The organism is Parabacteroides sp. PF5-6 (assembly GCF_029504695.1).
In the GTDB taxonomy this organism is placed as follows: Bacteria; Bacteroidota; Bacteroidia; order Bacteroidales; family Tannerellaceae; genus QVMG01.
The window spans coordinates 373,283-393,599 of record NZ_JAQFIN010000002.1 but is presented as its reverse complement, the minus strand read 5'-3'; the positions used below and the strand labels follow the sequence as shown (position 1 = coordinate 393,599).

Below are 20,317 nucleotides of genomic sequence, written 5' to 3'. Positions count from 1 at the left end.
CCTCCTTTTCAAAGGAGGAGAGCTTAAGGGGAGAGGGGGAGGTGGTTAGACTCTTTTATAATTCTTATTCACAAACATTTAAGGATCTAACCACCTCCCGGCTCGTACCTCGCCGTACTCCTCCTTTTCAAAGGAGGAGAGCTTTAGGAGACTTTTGAGTCAGTCCCAGCTGCATGGAATATCTACTACTTTATCAATTATCAATTATCAATTGTTGCCATCCACCGTCCACGCCGGGTTATGCACATACGTGTTCGGGGTTCGGTAATACATCTCTTCTTCGCGGGGGATTTGTAATTGGAATGTCTTTCCGCCGGTCACCAATTTACGGTCGCGCAGCCAGGGGTTGAAACGTTTCAGGTCGGCGTATGTTACTCCTTTCTTCTTGGCATAATCCGCCAGATCGGGGATATCGGAAGAGACCGTTACCGCATCGCACGCGATCGGTTTATACAGATCTTTGGCCCGGATCACAAAACCATACCGATACGGATTCTCAAAGATCAACTTCATTGCCATGATCCGGTAGATATAGCGGGTGGTTTCCTGTACGACCCAGAGATCCATACTGTGATCTACATACTGCTTCGTCAGTTCGCCCGAGATCCGTCCCATGCCGGCATTATACGCAGAGGCCACCGTTGCCCAATCGCCGTACTTCGCATACGCTTCTTTCAGGTACTTACACGCTGCAACGGTTGCTTTTTCCACATGGCAACGCTCATCCACGGTCGGAGTGATGGTTAATCCGTATTGTTTTCCCGTGCCTTCGAGGAACTGCCACATACCAACCGCCCGCGCAGGCGAGGACACCCGCGGGTCTAGATTGCTCTCGATCACGGCGAGGTATTTGAAATCATCCGGCACACCGTTGGCCTTCAGGATCGGTTCGATCACCGGGAAATAATAGTTCGCCCGCTTGAACAACAATAAAGTTGTGGAATGAAAATAAGTGAAACTGGTCAGTTCCCGATCGATCCCTTCATACATATTATAACGGGTCAGGTCGTACGCCGTCCCGCAAAACTCGATCGACGCCGGTGTCTCGGGTGTGACCGTCATTGCCGAAACGACCGGCCGCTTTTCGCGTACCTGGCTGGCATCATTCGAACCCAGCGACAACCACAAAAGCGAACAGATAAACGCTCCGGCCAACATCGCCACGATAGATTTACTCAATCCTTTCATCCTGTATGGTTTTTGAGCGGAGAATATTGATATCTCCGGACTTTTTATACTTCTTCCCGTCGGAGCCTTCCGCTTCTATCACATAGAAATAGACGCCCGGCTGCACATATTTGCCTCCTTTCTTCCCGTCCCATCCCTGAGCCGGATCCGTCCAATGGAACATCTGCACGCCCCAGCGGTTGAAGATCCAACCTTTAAACCGGGTGATCGACTTATACGCCACGCGGAACTCATCGTTCACCCCCGGCGTAGTGCCCGGAGAGAAAGCATTGGGTATCTCGATCCACGAATCGGCCACATCGATATCATATTCCACCGAAACGTCCGAACAGGTAGCCGTCCGGTCGGAGACCTCCAATACCGCTTTATACTTTCCGGCTTCCCGGAACGTATATTCCACTTCTTCGCCCGTATAGCGGAGCAACGGATTATTCACCCCTTCTTCATCATCCGTACGGTAAATGGTCCAGAGGTAAAAAGCGGCTACCGGATCATTCGCGATCGCCCGGAAAGAGACCGTCGCTGGAGCCGACAACCCATCACCCCCCGAATTCCCGCCCGGATAGTCATCCAGGATTAGGGTCGTATCCGCATGGGCTTCCACTTTCACGGCTGGGTAGACTTCCGTCGTGATCGTTTGCCCTTTTCCGAAATGGGTGGCAAACGCATCGCCCGTCAACTGGAAACCGGTATCACAAAGCGGAGCCGCCAATAAATTGTTCTTATAGGGATCAGCCACCGACAGATCGATGCGTTTCGCATGAAAGTTGCGGTCTGCCTCACTCCATTCCAACGTATTATAACTGATATCGAACGAACGGTTCACAGTCGCCGGGATCCCGCCCGGATTAATATAAACCAGATTGGGGATGGGCTGATCGCCAGAGAGTTGCACAAACGAACAGGGATTCGACGAGGTAGCCTCCAATTGGTTCACCGTATACCTATATTTACTGTAATCGATCAGCCAGACACAATACGAGGTGGGGATCGACTCCTGTTCCACAAAGTAACCATACCCTTCACTCAGTCCGGTGATCGTCGAGGTTGTCCCGTTCTGGGCCGATCGGCTGATCGGTTCATTTTCCAGGATACGGTTTTTATAGCGATACCACTTATGCGCCGTGGAGGCCGAGGTGTACGAGATCTCCACCCCTTCCATGCCATAGACAAGCCATACTTCGATCCGGTTCAGTTTATCCTCCAATACCTTCAGCGGACTGCCTTCGCCTCCCCTTACCGTATATTGGGCGAAGCATGCCAAACTCAAACACAAAAAGCACACCAAAACGCCTGGCTTTCTATATTTTTTCACTTGCATATACATTCTAATTAGCTTCCAAAATTAGTATTTTATACCGACATACACTATCTTTGTCCCCAATATTCCAAGCAAGTAATCATCATGATCCGTATATTTATACTGATATTTCTACTGGGGTGTCTGCCTTTTTCCCCTTATGCGCAGGTGAACAACCGGCAAACTACAAATACTAACGTTCAAGGGGATGATATATTTTACCATACGATCGAACGGGGCCAAACAGTCTATGCCATTGCCACCATGTATGGTGTCAGTGTCGAGGATATCTACCGCCTCAACCCCGGGAGCGAAAAAGGAATACGAACCGGCGACACCCTGCGCATCCCGCAGCGGGATATTGCCGTAACGCCTGCCGAAACCGACGATAACTACACCTACCACACGATCCAGCCCAAAGAAACACTTTATTCCCTCTCGATCCGATACAAGGTCAAAGGGGAAGATATTATCCGGGCCAACCCCGGCCTCTCGGTCGAAACCTTCCAGATCGGCAAGAACATCCGCATCCCCGCCATGCGCATCGAGACACTGCCTGTGACGGAGAAGAAGACCGTGCAGAAAGAAATGGAATATACCGTGCAACGCCGGGAAACCCTCTACCGCATCTCCCGAAAGTTCGATGTGCCCAGCTCCGAACTGATCCGGTTGAACCCCCAACTGAAAGACGGACTGAAAGCCGGCATGGTCATCAAGATACCGGTTGAAACCGAAGAGATCGTGACCGAACAGCCTAAAACCGCCGGCGAAAGGGAAACCAACGCCCTCCTGGATGAGCCGAAACAGATCAAACGGGTGGATCGCATACAGGTGGCCCTGCTCTTGCCGTTCTCTACCGGCGATGCCAAGGCTGCTGCCCGGTTTATCGAATACTACGAAGGCCTGTTGATGGCCGTCGACAGCCTGCGCAATACCGGCTGTTCATTGGAATTATCAGTCTACGACACCGGCGACGGAACGAGTAAGATACAGAACATATTAAAAGAAGAAGCTTTGAATCGGGCGAACCTGATTATCGGCGGTGTGCAGAACGACCAGATCAAAATGATTGCCGACTTCGCCCAGGAAAAGAATACGAAATATGTTATTCCTTTCACGTCGAAGAACGACGATGTACTCTCCAACGCCTTCGTCTATCAGGTCAATACGCCGCACTCCTACCTCTACGCCAGAGCGGCACAGGCGGCTTGTAAATTATTCAACCAGGACAATATCATCCTGATCGCCACGCCCGGATTGGAAGAGAAAACGGAATATATACAAACCCTGAAAGCCGAATTCGAGCAGCAACAGATCCCCTACAAAGAGATCACCCATCAAACGGAGACCTTTATCACCGATATGGAGCAGGTACTCGACCCGGAAAAAAGAAACATCGTCATTCCCACATCCGCCACATTGGAAGCCCTGAACCGGATACGCCCTCACCTGCGTACCCTCTCGGAGATCTCCACCGAAGAGCGTCCGGCCTACAGCATCAACCTCTTCGGATACCCCGACTGGCAAACCTATACGCAGCAGACCTTGGAAGACTTCTATGCCTTGAACACCTATATCTATAGTAATTTCTATGCCGACAATCTCTCGCCCGATGTGCAGTATTTCTATACGAAGTTCAAAAACTGGTACAGCAAGAATCTGATCAACTCGCACCCCAAATACAGTATCCTGGGCTTCGATACCGCCATGTTCTTCTTTGACGCCTTGCGCAAACAGGGAGCCAATTTCGAGAACAACCTGAACCGGATCCATTATAAGAGTGTACAGACCGGGTTCCACTTCGAACGCGTCAACAACTGGGGCGGGTTTATCAATACGCATATCTTTATTGTCCAATACCGGAACGACTTCACCGTCTCCCGAAACGAAATCTGATGATGTGATGAAGAACATAAGACGTTACACTTTCTTATTCGTTTGCCTGATCGCGTTTCTCGGGGTCCGGGCGCAGAACACTTTCCAACGGGAGTTTGCGGTCGGTTTTGGCGGAGGGGTGAATTTCTCTCAGATCGGTTTTACCCCCAAGGTAAACCAGGGCTACCTGCAAGGCCTGCATGGCGGGGTAACGGTGCGTTGGATCACCAATAAAAACCTGGGATTGACGGCCGAGATCAACTTCGCCCAGCAAGGGTGGCAGGAAGATTTCTCGGAAAGCACCGACGGCGCTCACTTCAACTACAGCCGTACGATCAATTACGTCGAACTGCCTTTTATGACCCATATCTATGCCGGCAACGGACGGGCGCGCTTTATATTTAATGTAGGGCCCAAGCTCGGTTACGCCCTGAGCGAATCGACCGACACCAACCTCGGTGGCGCCACCCCCGGCAACCACCGCAACGAACAACACGATATGCCGCTCGAGAACAAACTCGACTGGGGCATCTGCGGAGGACCGGGAGTCGAACTGCGCACCGGCCTGGGCACCTTCCTGCTCGAAGGCCGCATCTACTTCGCCCTGGGTAATATCTACGGCAACTCCAAAGCCGACTTCTTCCCCAAATCCAACGGCATGACCTTCTCTGCCAAACTCTCCTATCTGATTCGAGTGAAGTGATCTTTGGATCCCGCCAGCCCCCCCCTTTCCAAAACATTGCGCTTTGGCCGGAAAAACATTGCACTTTGGCCGACAAAACATTGCGCTTTGGCCGAGCAAAGTGCAATGTTTTTTTGAGAAGGCCTACACATAAAAGTTTTTACCCCGGTCTTCACCTTTCACCCTCCATCGAGATCCCTGTATTGATCAGCGTTTCGGGTGAAGGCTTGGAGGAGGATGGAGGCTCCCCAAAAAAGGCCGGCAGGGTTTTCCAAAAGGCCGCCGGAGTTTTCCAAAAGGCCGGCAGGGTTTTTCCAAAGGCCGCCGGCCTTTTCCGGGAAGGTCTGACGTTTTTTTAAGTATTCCTCTATCTTTCACCCGAAACGTTGATCAATACAGGGATCTGGCGACCGGGTGAAAGGTGAAGACGGGGGTAAAAACTTTTATGTGGTAATCGGATTTTCTTTGTAAACTTGCTAAAAACGTACACAGTGTTCGATACCGAACACTGCGTGCGTTTTGTTTTCTATTGACTCTTAGCGGTTTATCTGTTTGGCACGTTGTTTGCTTTTTGCAGGGCAGAATAAACATATACGTAAAATGGATAGAGAAATATCAAAAGACGTGCGCCGCAAAGAGGCGATCAAGCAGTGGTCGAAGGTGGGTATTGGCCTGGTGGCTGCCGTCGCGGTGATTGCCACTGTGCTTTCGGTGATGCAGACGTCGCTGAAACGCAAAGACCTGACGATTTCGAAAGTCGATGTCGGAACCATTGAAGTTTCCGCCAGCGCATCGGGTAAGGTGGTGCCCGCATTCGAAGAGATCATCACTTCGCCGATCAACTCCCGCATTGTGGAGGTCTATAAAAAGGGGGGCGACCACGTGGAAGTGGGCGACCCGATCCTGAAATTGGACCTGCAGACCGCCGAGAACGATTACAACAAACTTTTGGATGAGCAGGAGATGAAACGCCTGCAGTTGGAACAGTTACGCCTCAGTACGCAGAGCAAACTGTCCGAGATGGAGATGAAATTGAAAGTCTCCCGCATGACCTTGAACCGCAAGGAGGTGGAGCTGCGCAACGAACGTTACCTCGATGAACTGGGTGCCGGCACGACCGATAAGGTTTTGCAGGTCGAATTGGATTACAATGTCAGCCAATTGCAACTCGCCGAAGACGAACAGAAATACGAGAACGAGAAAGCGATGACCGCGGCCGATCTGAAAGTGAAAGAGCTGGAATACAGTATCTTCCAAAAGAGCCTGGCGGAGATGAAGCGCACCTTGAATGATGCGCAGGTACGCTCGCCGCGCAAAGCGATCCTTACCTATATCAATAATGAGATCGGCGCGCAGGTGGCACAAGGCAGCCGCCTGGCGATCGTGTCCGACCTGACACACTTCAAGATCGAAGGGGAGATAGCCGATACCTATGGCGACCGCATTGCTGCCGGCAGCCGCGCCGTTGTCCGCATCGGCAACGACCGTCTGAACGGCGTTGTGAGCGATGTCACGCCGTTGTCGAAGAATGGGGTGATCTCTTTTAGCGTGCAACTGGAAGAAGATAATCATACCCGCCTGCGTTCCGGACTGCGGACGGATGTGTACGTGATGAACGCGATCAAAGAAGAGGTGAAGCGCATCGCCAATAGCTCGTACTACCTGGGTAAAGGCGAATACGAACTGTTTGTGATCAACGGCGATCAACTGTTGAAACGCCGGGTGGTATTGGGCGACAGCAACTTCGAGTTCGTCGAAGTCGTGAGCGGCCTCGAGCCGGGCGACGAGGTGGTCGTTTCGGATATGAGCAGCTTTAAGGAGAAGAATAAATTAAAAATTAAAAATTAAGAATTACGAATTACGGATAAACGCTCTCCATTCGTAATTCGTAATTCGTAATTCGTAATTAAACTAACGAAGTTATGATAACAGTTTATCTCAAACAAGCCTGGCAGATGCTCAGGGAAAGCCCGTTGGTCAGTACGATTTCGATTGCCGGCACGGCGCTTTCGATCGCGATGGTGATGGTGCTTGTGTTGATCTATCAGATTCAACTGGCCAATTATGCGCCGGAGAAAAACCGCGACCGGATGTTGTATGTGTATGGCACCCGCGTGGAAATGGGAAACGGCAACAACCGCAATAACGGTACGATGTCTGCCGAAGTCGTCAAAGAATGTTTTTATGCATTGAATGGTCCCGAGGCGGTGACCGCCATTACGGAGTCGAGTCTGCCTGTCTCGCTTCCTTCCAAGCGATTGTATAAGGAATACCGGATGAAGTCGGTGGATACGGGCTTCTGGAAGATATTCGATTTCAACTTCCTATATGGGGAAGCGTTTACGGAAGCGGACTTCAACTCGGGTCTGCGCAAGGTCGTGGTCAGCGAGACCCTGGCGCGCGATATCTTCGGACAGACGGATGTGGTAGGCGAAACCCTGGTGATCAGCTTTAAGAACTATACGATCTGTGGTGTGGTGAAAGCTGTCAGTACGGCAGCGAAAGATGCCCATGCCCATGTATGGCGGCCATACACGACCGACAACACCTTGCTTTCTTCCCCAACGAACTACGGCGAAGGCATGACCGGCCCGTTCTATGTGTTGATGTTGGCGAACAGCCGGGATGATTTCGATGCGATCCGAACCGAATTGAAGCAGCGGACAGAGCAGTATAACGCAGGCAAAGTGGAGTATCGGGTTAGCTTCCCGCAAGGGATTATCACCCGCACGGAGATTGCCCTGGGCGCGAACGGATTCAACGAATTCGACCCCAAACCGGTCTATACCCGGATCGGCTTGTTATTGCTTTTCTTCCTGTTGGTGCCGGCGTTGAACCTGATGGGCGTCGTGCAGTCGTCCGTGCAACGTCGCCGGGCGGAGATCGGGGTGCGCAAAGCTTTTGGCGCGACGAAGAACCGTCTATTCAGCCAGGTATTGTCGGAGAATCTCGTCACCTCCCTGATTGGGGGCGTACTGGGCTTTGGCCTCTCTTTCCTGCTCTTGAACGCTTGTAAAAACTTCCTGTTGCCGGAAGAGCCGATGTTGAACGCGGATATGCTTTTCCAACCGGTCACTTTCCTTTTGGCATTGTTGATCACGCTGGTGATGAATGTCTTGAGCGCCATTGTACCCGCCGCGCGCATTGTACGACAGTCGGTAACGAACGCTTTGAAAGAGAATGAAGAGTGAGGAATGGCTTTGCCCAATTAATCATTAATAATTAACCATTAATAATTAGAAAACGTGTTTAAGCAAATCATAAAAACAATCTGGCACCAGCGCCGGGCGAATGGATGGATCTTCGCCGAGATCTTAGTGGTAACGGGGGTGCTTTGGTATATGGCCGATAATCTGTTGGTGGAGTATAGTGTGTACAATCAGCCCCTGGGTTATGATATCGAGAACTGCTGGCGATTGAAGCTGGCCAATCTGAATAGCGACGCGGAAGGATTCGTGCCGGCGGAAGAGTTGACCACCACGCAAGGGGAAGACCTGCGCACGTTGATGGATCACCTGCGGCGGGAACCCCTGGTGGATGGCGTATGTGCGACTTATTACTCCTGCCCCTATGCTTTCGGTAATTCCTGGACCTCCCTCGAACCGATGGATGGTGATACGGCGGTTGCGCGGACACAGAGTTATCACGTCCGCCGGGTGACACCCGAATATTTCGATGTCTTCCGGGTGAAAGACAAACAAGGCAATGCCATCACGCCGCAACTGCCCGCCGGCGAAGACTGCTTGGTGATCAGCAAAGATATGGAAACCCGCTTTTTCGGCGAAGGAGCCGAAGGGAAAGGCAAACGGGTGAAATACTATGCGGAAGGCGAGAGTCATCCGATCGTGGCCGTCTCCGAACCGATCCGGTATCATGAGTTCAAAATCAGTGAACCCTGTTACTTTCAGGTGCTTGCAGCCGGCAAGTATACAGAGAATGTCGAGATGTTCGGTGCCCGTAGCGCGGAGGTCTGTGTGCGTTTTAAGCGGGCGATGACACAGGACGAACTCTATGCCTTCCTGGAGTCGATGGGTGGAAGACTGACGGTGAACAACCTCTATGTCTACGGCGCTATGGCGCTGAGCGATCAACGCGAGATATTACTCTCGGACAAGATCAATACGGCAAAGATTCAAATCGCCCTGATCTCTTTTATGCTGATCAATGTCTTCTTCGGTATTATCGGCACGTTCTGGCTGCGTACGCAATACCGCCGGGGCGAGATCGGCCTGCGCGTAGCATTGGGCTCGAGCCGTCAGGGCATCTACCGCTATATGAATGAAGAAGGACTTTGCCTGTTGGTGTTGAGTCTTCCCGTATTGTTTATCGTGGCGGCGAATATGATCTACTTCGATATCCTCGAGAGCGTGCGCATCCCGATCACCCTGTGGCGTATCGTTTCGGTCTGCATCGGCTCCTATGTCTTGATGGGATTGATGATCTGCCTGGGTATCTGGGTACCCGCCAAGAAAGCCGCCGGACTGGCTCCGGCAGAGGCGCTGCGGTATGAGTGATGCCGGATGGCTCCCCTCTCGAGGGGGGCCGGGGGTGTGTGACGAGCCGCAGGCGAGCAAGAGTAAACAAAGAATTAAACATTAATAATTAATCATTAAACAGTAAAAAAGTCATGATTAAACTGACAAACTTAGAGAAGATCTATCGCACGAAAGAAATCGAAACGGTAGCTTTAGAGAACGTAAATCTGGAAGTACAGAAAGGGGAATTCCTGAGTATCATGGGTCCTTCGGGCTGTGGTAAATCCACCTTGTTGAATATCATCGGGCTGTTGGATACACCCACCAGCGGGATCATCGAGATCAATGGCATCAACACCATCAGTATGAACGACAAGCAGCAGGCGGCTTTCCGTAACGAGCAGTTAGGCTTTGTGTTCCAGAGCTTCCACCTGATCAATTCATTGAATGTATTGGATAATGTGGAACTGCCTTTGCTCTACCGCAAAGTATCCGCTTCGGAACGCCGCAAAGCCGCACAGGCGGTATTGGAACGTGTCGGACTAAGCCATCGTATGCGTCACTTCCCGACACAGCTCTCCGGCGGTCAGTGTCAGCGTGTGGCCATCGCCCGTGCCATTGTCGGTAATCCCGATATCATCCTCGCCGATGAGCCGACCGGTAACCTGGACAGTAAGATGGGTATCGAGGTAATGGATATCCTCCATACATTAAATAAAGAAGACGGCCGCACCATCGTCATGGTAACGCACAACGAACACCAGGCGAAACAAACCAGCCGCACGATCCGCTTCTTCGACGGACGGCAGGTGCAGTAACCATTATGATACGGCAATATCTCATACAAGCATTGGCTACGTTGAGGGAGAATCCGCTTCTTAGCTTTCTCTCCGTCGCGGGCACGGCATTGGCAATCGCTATGATTATGGTGTTGGTGATCTCTTTTGAGGTGCGCACAGCCAATTATAGGCCGGAGACCAACCGCGACCGGACACTTTATGTGACGCGGGGAATCTATGAGCAGCCGCACGGTCAGTCAAGCGCTTATTGTTCTTTTTCGCTGATCCGGGATGTCTTTTATCCGCTTCAGACACCGCAGGCGGTTACCGCCGTGGCTTCTGAGAATGCGATGCTGATCTCTACTCCTGCCGGTGAGAATGAATACAAAGCAGATGTGTCGTATACGGATGAACGTTTCTGGACGGTCTTCGATTTCCGTTTCCTTGCCGGCAAACCGTTTACCGAAGCGGATGTACAGAGTGGCATTAAAAAAGCGGTGATCAATGAAACACTCGCCCGCGGGCTGTATGGTACGATCGATGTCGTAGGCAAACCGGTCTTGATGAGTTATACCGAATATATCATCTGTGGGGTAGTGCCTGCGGTTTCGACGCTTGCCGAAGCGGCTTACGCGGAGGTCTGGTTGCCGCATACCACCACGACTTTCCCGGGGGATGTGGGAACTGAATATACGATCGGCAGTTTCAAATGTTATATCCTTGCCCACACCCGTTCCGACTTCAAAGCGATCAAGGAAGAGAGTGAGCGCATGATGGAGCAATTCAATGCGAATCTGCAGAACGGTACGTTTCACCTCAGCGGACAGCCAGAGACACATTTTCTTCAGATGTACCGGCAAGGGAAAAAGCAGGCGGATGTGTTCGCAGTCATTCTGCGCTTTGCGATCGTGCTTTCCATTCTCTTATTGGTTCCGGCGATTAACCTTTCGGGCATGACCCTCTCCCGTATGCAGAAACGAATGCCCGAGATCGGGGTACGCAAGGCTTTCGGTGCGACCACCAGCAGTTTGTTAGTGCAGGTGTTATCGGAAAACCTGATACTGACCATTATAGGTGGGTTGGCAGGCTTGGCATTGAGCTATTTATCCGTCACCCTAATGAGTGATTGGCTATTAGCGACCGATACGAGCAGTATCCGGGAAGGGGTAGCCTCGATCAATGCGGAGATGGTGATCAATCCGATGGTGTTTGTTTATGCGTTCCTGTTCTGTTTGGTCTTGAATCTATTCAGTGCCGGTATCCCGGCCTGGCGTACTTCCCGGCAGAATATCGTAAACGCGCTTCATGAAACCGCACAAAACTAAAGGATATGTTTCAACAGATCATAAAGATAATATGGAGCCAGCGTAAGGCGAATGCCTGGATCTGGGCGGAGATGGTTCTGGTGTCGGTTTGCCTCTGGTATATCACAGATGATCTCTATACCCGCGCCAGCCTTTATTTCTCGCCCAAGGGCTATGATATAGCGGATGTGTATGTGATCGACCTACGTACGCTGACCGATAAGAATGAACAGTATCGTCCCCAAGAGGACTATGGAACCACCCTGGGCGAAGATCTATTGACGCTGATCAATCGGATGCGGAGCTATCCTGGTGTGGAAGCTGTCGGTATCTCGCTTGCAGCCCTGCCATATTCCTATTCGCGCGACTATTCCAATATGGTGCGTATCAACTACGAGACGAACGATACCCTGAATGCAGGCGACTTGCGTCGTATCAATGCAACACCCGACTATGTGCGTGTGTTCCGCTATGCGACGCCGGAAGGGAATACGGAAGTGTTGGCGGAGAACCTGAAGTTTAATACTCGTCTGATAACCACGGAAACAGCCGATCGGCTCTTCCCCGAAGGGAATGCCACAGGGAAGCTGATCAGCTACCAGAGCGACAGCACCGAGATGCGTGTCGGTGGGGTGATGGCTCCAGTGCGCTTTGGCGATTTCGACACGTATTCACCCACCTATATCCGGCTGCTTCCGGAGAATGTGATTGCATCAGACCTGGATCTGTTTGCCTTTGGCCGTCTCGATATTACCTTGCGGGCCAATCCTTCCACTGGTAAGGCTTTTGCCGCGAATTTCAGGAAAGAGATGCGTGACCAACTGCGTTATCATAATATTTACCTGTTGAATATCCGTTCGTACGACGATATCCGTGCCCGCTATATCCGCAGTGATCTGAATGAAACGAAGATGTATCTGGCAGCGGTATTCTTTTTATTGGTCAATATCTTTTTTGGTGTGGTCGGCACGTTCTGGTTTCGCACCCAGCATCGCATGGGCGAGATGGGATTGCGTATTGCCTTGGGTTCAACCACAGGCAACCTGCGGGGCCTGTTGATCGGTGAGGGCCTTTTAATCCTATTATTCGCCGCCCTTCCGGCCGCTTGTATTGCTTTTAATATCGGCTTTGTGGAGATTGTCAATGTAGAGATTATGCCGTTTACCTTGGCACGTTTCCTATTTTGCCAAAGTATCACTTTTGTGTTGATGGTATTGATGATCACTGTTGGGATCTGGTTCCCCTCCCGTAAAGTCATACACTTACAACCGGCAGAAGCATTACACTATGAATAAAACTAACAATTAAGAATTATGATACGGCAATATCTTAAACAAGCCTGGCAGCTATTGAAGCAGAATCGCTTCTATACGGGAATTTATATCCTGGCGACTGCTTTCTCCATTGCGTTGGTGATGGTGTTGGCTATTGTATTCTATATAAAGATCGCCAATGTTTATCCGGAGACCTGGCTAATCCTTGCGCTTATGGTCGTTTTGGCGGTATGGTATCCCGCCCGTTCGGCAAGCCGGATGAAACCGGTAGAAGCATTGAGAGATGAATGATCTATTTACAATAATAATTAATAATTAGCCTAATGCTACTAATCTATCTGAAACAAGCCTGGCAGCTATTGAAGCAGAATCGCTTCTATAGCACGATTTATATTCTGGCGACAGGGCTTTCGATCTCGCTGGTGATGGTATTGGCGATTGTACTCTATCTGAAGGTGTCGAATGTGTATCCGGAGAGTGACCGCGACCGGATATTGGTCGTTCGCTACGGCGAAGCGGTCTATCCCGATGGCAATAGGGGGGTAAACCGCCTCTCGCTCGAGACCGTGCGCCAATGTATCTATTCATTGCAAACGCCCGAAGCAGTGACCGCCATCTACGAGGCCTACGGATCAGTCTCGGTGCAGCCCGACGACCGGGCAGAGAATGAATCGGGCACGGTGAAGTTCGTGGATACGGGCTTCTGGAAAGTCTTTACCTTCGCGTTCACCGAAGGGCAACCTTTTACCCAGGCGGATATGGACGCGGGCATCAAAACGGTGGTGATCAGCGAATCGTATGCCCGGAAGATCTTCGGCACTACCCAGGTGACGGGTAAGTATATCCGCATCGACTTTGTGCCTTACCGCATCAGTGGCGTGGTGAAAGACGTCTCTTATGCTGTCGATAAAACCTATGCCGATATGTGGATGCCCTATACGGCACATCCCTCCCTCAACGTAGGCTGGGCGAATGGCTTGGGCTTCTTTGCCGCGTATGTACTGGCTCCGCATGGGGAGACTGCGAAGGTTGAAGAAGAGATCCGTTCAAATATCAACCGCTATGCTTCTACTTTTACCGAAAACACCTTCTCGGTGAACGGACAGCCCGATCCGTATTGGCTGTCGATCTTCCGGTTGAGCAACCGGCAGGACGTGGATGCTACGCGCATCGTGTCGACCTACCTATTGATTCTTCTGGTGTTGTTACTGATCCCATCGGTCAGCCTTTCCGGCATTGCCGATTCGCAGATGGAACGTCGCCTGGCCGAGATGGGCGTACGCCGTACCTTCGGCGCCTTACAGGGAGGTTTGATGAAGCAATTGGTGTTGGAGAATATGCTGCTCACCTTCCTGGGCGGACTGACGGGGCTGTTGTTCTCGTATCTCTTAGTCTATTTCTTCCGTCGCTGGATCATCCATATCGGTACCGGGCAGGTGTTTGTCAATGCCGTACCCCAGGGTGTAGATGTGGCGCTTTCGCCTTCCATGTTGATGAACTTCTCGGTGTTTTTCGTGGCCCTACTGCTCTGTCTGGTCTTGAACCTGATGGTTACGCTGCTTCCTGCCTGGCGGGCTTCCCGTCGTCCGATTATCTATTCACTCAATAATAAATAAGCCATGATAAAGAATATTTGCAAACACTTATTGAACCGGTGGAAGAAGAACCTGTGGATTACGTTGGAATTGTTGCTCGTGTTCTGCCTCACCTGGTATATGGTTGACTACTTCTTTGTCCTGGGATATAATAAAAGCCTCTCTTCCCACCGCGATCTGGCGCATACCTATATGGTCAATATCGGTAGCCTGCCACAGAACCATGAAGACTACCACGCGGAAGACGACGAGCCCGCCGCGCGTTATGCCAACTACCTGCGGGTGATCAACCTGTTACGTGACAACCCGGATGTGGAGTCGGTCGCCCTGGCTTCCGACTATTCCGCGCTCTCGGCTTTGGGCGCGCTCAACGAAGGGCGCTACCGTAGCGTGACGGATACCACGGTGGTTGCCGAAACGCAGGTGATCCGCTTTGTCGCCGACGAAGACTACCTGAAGGTCTTCCGCCATTCGAAAGCAAATGGCAAGACGTTGGTGTCGACCCGCGACTACGACTGGAACGATCCGGCGAACATCCTGATCTCGCGTATGATGGAAGAGAAACTATTCCCCGGCGAGTCGGCCTACGACAAACGGATCGAAGCGGTCGACCAACCGGGTGTACAATACCGCGTGATCGATGTATTGGATGATATCAAGCACTTCAATTACCTGCGCCCCTACGGCGTGGTCTACCTGCCCGAGCGATTGAATGAAACGAACCTGGGCGGAAAGATCATTACCATCCGTTCGCGCGATGGCCTTTCGGAGGCACAGTTTATGGCGACCTTCAAGAAAGAGATGAGTACCCGCCTGCGCGTGGGTAATTATTACCTGGGCGGACTGAACTCACTGGCACAGATGGCGGAAGATACCGACTACCGTGCCGGTAAGACAAACGAGATACGTATGAGCACCGCCCTGTTGCTGTTTCTGTTGGTGAATATCCTGTTGTGTGTGTTGGGTACTTTCTGGTACCGCGTCAACGTGCGCCGGGGAGAGATCGGCATCCGCCGGGCGATGGGTTCCGACCTGGTCGGTATCCGTAAGCTTTTTATGCTGGAAGGGCTCTTGTTGTTGACGATTATCGTCGTGCCGGCCCTGTTGATCGAGGTGCAGTTTATCTTCAGTGGAGTGATCACGACCCTGGGGCAGGACGTCAAGTCGTATGGTAGTTACCTGCCTGACTCTATGGGTCTGCGCTTCTTGATTACCAATATCCTCACCTGGTGCATCCTGGCGGTGATGGTGTTGTTGGGGATCTGGTATCCCACCCGTCAGGCCAGCCGGATGAGTCCGGTGGATGCGTTGAGGGATTAATCATTAAACATTAATAACATGCTACTACTGTATTTCAAACAAGCCTGGAACCTGCTTCGGCAGGAGAAGTTATTCAGCTCCATCTATGTGGTGGGGACGGGACTGTCCATTACGATTGTGATGGTGTTGTCGATTGTGTATTACATTAAGATTGCCAATATCTATCCGGAGATGAACCGCGATCGGACGCTGATCGTCAAGAGCGCAATGGAGAAATACAAAAACGGGGGCACCGGCAGCTCTGCCATCTCCCGGAAGTTTATCGATGAATGCCTGCGTCCGCAGGAAGGGATAGAAGTGCTCTCGGTCACCGTGCGGGATTGGGAGGAACATTATATGCAATATACAAACAGTAAAGAACAGACTCAGGTCATCCTCAAATATGTGGATGTGCCTTTCTGGGAAGTATTCTCTTTCCGGTTCATCGAAGGAAAACCGTTTACAGAGGCCGACTTTGAGTCCGCCATTGCTACGGCAGTGGTCTCCGAATCGACGGCAAAGAAGTTGTTTGGGCGCACCGATGTGGTGGGCGAATACGCCAGTATCGACTTCCGGCAATACCGGATCTGCGGGGTGGTGCGCGATGCCTCGTATGTGACCAGCCGCACCTATGCCAACTTCTGGATTCCCTGTACCCTACAACCGGATTACGATCGTTCGTTTGGCAATTCCGGCTACCTGGGCAGTCTGGAAGCCGTGATACTCGCGTCTTCCCTGGAGGATATCGATAAGATCAAACAAAACACCCGGAACTGGGTGGAGCGTTTCAATCGGGCGGATGAGGAGGTTGAATTCTCCTTAGTGGGACAACCCGACCAGCATTGGGAGTCGACGTTCCGTTTCTGGTCGAACGTCGGTCCCGACTTCAAGAAGATCGCCTGGCAGTATAGCCTGATCTTCCTGGTCTTATTGTTGGTTCCGGCGATCAGCCTGTCGGGCATGACCGACTCGCGCATGGAACGTCGCCTGGCGGAGATGGGCGTCCGACGGGCTTTCGGCGCACCGGTTGATAACCTGATGGGACAGGTCATCTCTGAGAACCTTCTCTTCACCCTTTTGGGCGGCCTGGCGGGTTTATTTTTCTCTTATATCCTGATTTTGTTGAGTGCCGACTGGATCATGACGATTGGCAGCAACTTCGTCGACCTGCCGCCCGAAGGCACGAAAGTGCTCTTTACGCCCGGTATGCTATTGAACCTGCCGGTCTTCTTTGTGGCGTTGAGCGTGTGCTTCGTCTTGAACCTGTTGACGGCGGTGATCCCCGCCTGGCGGGCTTCCCATAAAGATATTGTCTATTCGTTGAACGCAAAACAGTAAATACCATGTGGAAATCGATCGTAAAACAGATGTGGAACCGGCGACGCAGCAATGCCTGGATCGCCATTGAGTTGTTGTTTGTCTTCTGCCTGACCTGGTACATTGTGGATTACCTGTTTGTGTACAATTATAATCTCTCGATCCCGACCTATAGGGATGTGCGCAATACCCTGCAAGTCAATATCTCCGAACTGCCTGCGGAACATCCCGAATACCGGGCCGAAGAGAGCGAAGGCGAAGCTTTGTTGCAAAACTACCAGCGCTTGATCCAGGTGATCAAAGACTATGCCGGCGTGGAAGCGGTCGGTATTTCGTATGGCGGCGCCTCTCCCGGCACGGGCAGCTACTGGGGTATGGGCGTTTTCCTGCCACCCGATACCACCCGTATTGCCAACGGACAGCGGATCACTGTTGATCCGGCGTACGACTTTTTCCGCGTCTTCCAGTACACCGCCGACCGGGGCAAACGACCGGTCTCGACCGCCGACTTCGACTGGGGCATACCCAATGGCGTTGTCACGGGTAAAGCGATCGAAGACATCCTGGCGCCGCAAGGCTCGATCCTGGGCAAAGAAGTGGAGATTTGGAAATGGGATGACGACCGCTTTGTCGTTACCGGCGTGATCGACGATATCAAACGCTTCGACTACGATCGTCCGCAGGGTAGCTTCTACGTCGCCCGGACCTTAGCGGCGGATAATGTGCGCAACGCGGAGATCTCTATCCGTCACCATGCCGGGGAGAACACCCGGGCGTTTCGCGACCGGTTCAAAACGGAGCTGACCGGGCGCTTGCGCGTGGGTAACTTCTACCTCCTGAGTGTGATTCCTTATACCACCATCGCCGAGAATTCGAAACAAGGCTTCGGCGTGGCCAACGAGATCAAACTGCGGATGTATATGATGATCTTCTTCCTGTTGAATATCCTGCTCTGCATGATGGGTACGTTCTGGTATCGCATCAACCAGCGCCCCAACGAGATCGGCCTGCGCAAAGCTGTCGGCGCGACGGGACGCAGCGTGCATACCCTATTGGTATTGGAGGGTATCTTCCTCTTACTCTTGATCACGCTTCCCGCAATGCTTATCGAATACCAGTTCGTGCATACCGACCTGATCGACACCATGGGCCGCCGCGGCGAGATCAATACCGCCTACCTGCCCGACCGCACCGCGGAACGTTTCCTCTTGACCAACGCCATCACCCTGATCATCATGATACTGACCGTCACCGCCGCCATCTGGCTACCCGCCCGCCGCGGCGCTTCCCTGGCTGCTGCCGACGCACTGCGCCATGAGTAAGGGGAAAAAGCGGTGCAAGAGATCGCTCGTGAGGCTTGCGACGTAACTTTCTGAAAATGAGCTGTTCATGTTTTGCTCAGAAACTACCGGTAGTTTGCGCACCAACTACCGGTAGTTTGTCGACAAACTATTAGTAGTTTGCGCGCAAAGTTCCGGTAGTTTACCACATAAAAGTTTCGCACCCCCCTTTCACCTTTCACCTGGTCGCCAGATCCCTGTATTGATCAACGTTTCGGGTGAAAGATAAAATAATGTCTTAAAAGAACGACAGACCTTCCCAAAAAAGGCCGCCGGCCTTTGGAAAAACCCTGCCGGCCTTTTAGAAAAGGCCGCCGGCCTTTTGCAAAACTCCGGCGGCCTTTTCCGGGGAGCTTTCATCCTCCTTCAATCCTTCACCCAAAACGCTGATCAATACAGGGATCTGGCTGTTGGGTGAAAGGTGAAAGGGGGGTGCGAAACTTTTCTGATATTTAATCCGTCAAAAAATATAAAACAAGTATGCTATATCGCACGCGGTGGGCAGGAGGTGATCCAGCCTCGTTTCACGTTCCACGGCTATCGCTTCCTTGAGATTACGGGGATCGACAAAGCCCTTCCGCTTACGGCGGTCAAAGGGGAAGTGATCAGCTCTATCCATGAGTTGGCATCGGCCTACGCGACCTCTAACGCGAAAGTCAATAAGCTTTGGGAGAATATCACTTGGTCGACGTTTGCGAATTTCCTGTCTATCCCGACCGGCGAGATGACCTACGCCCGGGGGCATTACGATTCGATGTACGGACGCATCGAGAGTAGCTGGGAAAAGAAAGGCGACAAATATCATTATCGTTTTGTCGTTCCGGCAAACACCTCCGCCACGCTTTATCTGCCGGCGGTGACGTTGGAACAAGTGAAGGAGAAGGATCGCCCGACCGGTCTCTCCGAAGCGGTCACTTTCCGGACTGTTGCTGATGGGAAGGTTGTATTGGAATTGCAATCGGGTTGTTACGAATTTGTGGTGGAATAAATCATGGTTTCTCGTTTACTGTGCTTATCTTTGTTCCTGCAAATCGAAGATAGGATGCGCCTCGGCATAAGCAAACAAGTTTGCTTCTGCGCTCGGCTTTCACTATCTTTGTGCCAGATAAATAGAGAGATATGAGGAAGGTAGGGCTTATATGGTTGGTGATAGGGCTTGTTGTGACTTCTCTTTCGGCCCAAAAGGTTGATTTTGGAGTAAGGGCGGGCGGTTCGTACGCCTCGCTTGTGCAGAAAGTGGGCACAAAATATGAATCGGGATCCAAAATGGGCTTTAGCGTGGCCGGTATGGCGGATATCCCTTTGACTTTCATCTACAAACGTCTTTCTTTCCGTCCCGAGATCGCCTTTGTCAATCAAGGCGGGTCCTGGTATTCGGGAGCGGATCTGGAAGGTATGGCTTTATTCAACAAATGCTGGTACAACTCCTTGAATATTCCGTTGAACATCGCTTTTACGTTCCCCTTCTATGATTTCCGTATCAGCCTCTATGCCGGTCCTTCTTTCGACTTTGCGCTCTTCGGCGAGATGAGCAGCCGGGAAACCGATGTCAAACTCACCTTCGGCCACTCGGAAGAAAAAGACCTCAAACCGTTCGACCTGGGCGTAAACATGGGCTTCGCCGTCGAATACAACCGTTACTTCTTCTCGATCAACTCCAACCTCGGCACCCTCGACCGCCGTGCCGTCAAACGCGAAGGCGAATCCTCCGTCTTCCAAAACAACGTCACCTTCTCCCTGGGCTATTTCTTTCGGTAGGGGAAAGTCCCTCTTTTACGTAGAAAGTGCCCTCCCTGAGCATTTGTACTTTGACCGTGAAGTACTAATGTTTCTAAAATACCACCGAAAAGAAAGCAATTTATTGTATCTTTGAGATTAAGATATAAAAA

Annotated in this window: 17 protein-coding genes and 1 pseudogene; 16 read left to right on the top strand and 2 right to left on the bottom strand. The window is 51.6% G+C overall.

The genetic code is table 11. The features are described from left to right. Positions 1–207: 207 nt before the first annotated feature. Together M2133_RS03760 and M2133_RS03755 are read right to left on the bottom strand one after the other, a co-directional pair. Positions 208–1,158 carry a lytic transglycosylase domain-containing protein gene (locus tag M2133_RS03760; RefSeq protein WP_277464732.1) on the bottom strand — a complete coding sequence of 317 codons (951 nt, stop codon included), beginning with the start codon at positions 1,156–1,158 and terminating at the stop codon, positions 208–210. Between the two features lie 13 nt (positions 1,159–1,171). Then, positions 1,172–2,509: a gliding motility-associated C-terminal domain-containing protein gene (locus M2133_RS03755; RefSeq protein WP_277464625.1), complete on the bottom strand. Its 1,338-nt coding sequence runs from the start codon at positions 2,507–2,509 to the stop codon at positions 1,172–1,174. An 84-nt stretch (positions 2,510–2,593) separates the two neighbouring features. Between M2133_RS03755 and M2133_RS03750 the strand changes: the two genes are divergently transcribed. The 16 genes and pseudogenes from M2133_RS03750 (at position 2,594) to M2133_RS03675 (ending at position 20,186) form a co-directional block, all read left to right on the top strand. Beyond that, positions 2,594–4,384, top strand: a complete 1,791-nt coding sequence (locus M2133_RS03750; protein WP_277464624.1) for a LysM peptidoglycan-binding domain-containing protein — start codon at positions 2,594–2,596, stop codon at positions 4,382–4,384. A 7-nt stretch (positions 4,385–4,391) separates the two neighbouring features. After that, positions 4,392–5,066, top strand: coding sequence for a porin family protein (locus tag M2133_RS03745; protein ID WP_277464623.1), 675 nt, complete (start codon positions 4,392–4,394; stop codon positions 5,064–5,066). Between the two features lie 579 nt (positions 5,067–5,645). Further along, entirely contained in the window at positions 5,646–6,893 is a 1,248-nt protein-coding gene (locus tag M2133_RS03740) for an efflux RND transporter periplasmic adaptor subunit (protein ID WP_277464622.1), read from the top strand. Between the two features lie 74 nt (positions 6,894–6,967). Then, complete coding sequence (locus M2133_RS03735) at positions 6,968–8,236, top strand: ABC transporter permease (protein ID WP_277464621.1); 1,269 nt, start codon at positions 6,968–6,970, stop codon at positions 8,234–8,236. Between the two features lie 54 nt (positions 8,237–8,290). Next, the gene (locus M2133_RS03730; RefSeq protein ID WP_277464619.1) at positions 8,291–9,559 is read left to right on the top strand and encodes a multidrug ABC transporter substrate-binding protein; all 1,269 of its coding nucleotides are present in this window, start codon (positions 8,291–8,293) and stop codon (positions 9,557–9,559) included. Between the two features lie 113 nt (positions 9,560–9,672). Beyond that, positions 9,673–10,338, top strand: a complete 666-nt coding sequence (locus tag M2133_RS03725; RefSeq protein ID WP_277464618.1) for an ABC transporter ATP-binding protein — start codon at positions 9,673–9,675, stop codon at positions 10,336–10,338. A 5-nt stretch (positions 10,339–10,343) separates the two neighbouring features. Continuing rightward, the gene (locus M2133_RS03720) at positions 10,344–11,624 is read left to right on the top strand and encodes an ABC transporter permease (protein WP_277464617.1); all 1,281 of its coding nucleotides are present in this window, start codon (positions 10,344–10,346) and stop codon (positions 11,622–11,624) included. Positions 11,625–11,629: 5 nt separating this feature from the next. After that, the gene (locus tag M2133_RS03715) at positions 11,630–12,898 is read left to right on the top strand and encodes an ABC transporter permease (RefSeq protein ID WP_277464616.1); all 1,269 of its coding nucleotides are present in this window, start codon (positions 11,630–11,632) and stop codon (positions 12,896–12,898) included. 18 nt (positions 12,899–12,916) lie between these two features. Beyond that, entirely contained in the window at positions 12,917–13,168 is a 252-nt protein-coding gene (locus M2133_RS03710) for a hypothetical protein (RefSeq protein WP_277464615.1), read from the top strand. Positions 13,169–13,200: 32 nt separating this feature from the next. Then, positions 13,201–14,493 carry an ABC transporter permease gene (locus M2133_RS03705; RefSeq protein ID WP_277464613.1) on the top strand — a complete coding sequence of 431 codons (1,293 nt, stop codon included), beginning with the start codon at positions 13,201–13,203 and terminating at the stop codon, positions 14,491–14,493. A 3-nt stretch (positions 14,494–14,496) separates the two neighbouring features. After that, positions 14,497–15,792 (top strand): FtsX-like permease family protein, encoded by a 1,296-nt coding sequence (locus tag M2133_RS03700; RefSeq protein WP_277464612.1) that lies wholly within the window; start codon positions 14,497–14,499, stop codon positions 15,790–15,792. A gap of 18 nt (positions 15,793–15,810) precedes the next feature. Then, positions 15,811–17,109, top strand: coding sequence for an ABC transporter permease (locus M2133_RS03695; protein ID WP_277464610.1), 1,299 nt, complete (start codon positions 15,811–15,813; stop codon positions 17,107–17,109). 5 nt (positions 17,110–17,114) lie between these two features. Beyond that, positions 17,115–18,410, top strand: coding sequence for an FtsX-like permease family protein (locus tag M2133_RS03690; RefSeq protein ID WP_277464609.1), 1,296 nt, complete (start codon positions 17,115–17,117; stop codon positions 18,408–18,410). A 502-nt stretch (positions 18,411–18,912) separates the two neighbouring features. Next, a pseudogene (locus M2133_RS03685) lies at positions 18,913–19,146 on the top strand (family 78 glycoside hydrolase catalytic domain); the annotation flags it as partial. A 6-nt stretch (positions 19,147–19,152) separates the two neighbouring features. Next, the gene (locus M2133_RS03680; protein ID WP_277464731.1) at positions 19,153–19,416 is read left to right on the top strand and encodes an alpha-L-rhamnosidase C-terminal domain-containing protein; all 264 of its coding nucleotides are present in this window, start codon (positions 19,153–19,155) and stop codon (positions 19,414–19,416) included. A gap of 131 nt (positions 19,417–19,547) precedes the next feature. Further along, on the top strand, positions 19,548–20,186 hold the full coding sequence (locus M2133_RS03675; protein ID WP_277464608.1) for a porin family protein: 639 nt from the start codon (positions 19,548–19,550) through the stop codon (positions 20,184–20,186). The last annotated feature ends 131 nt before the right edge of the window (positions 20,187–20,317 follow it).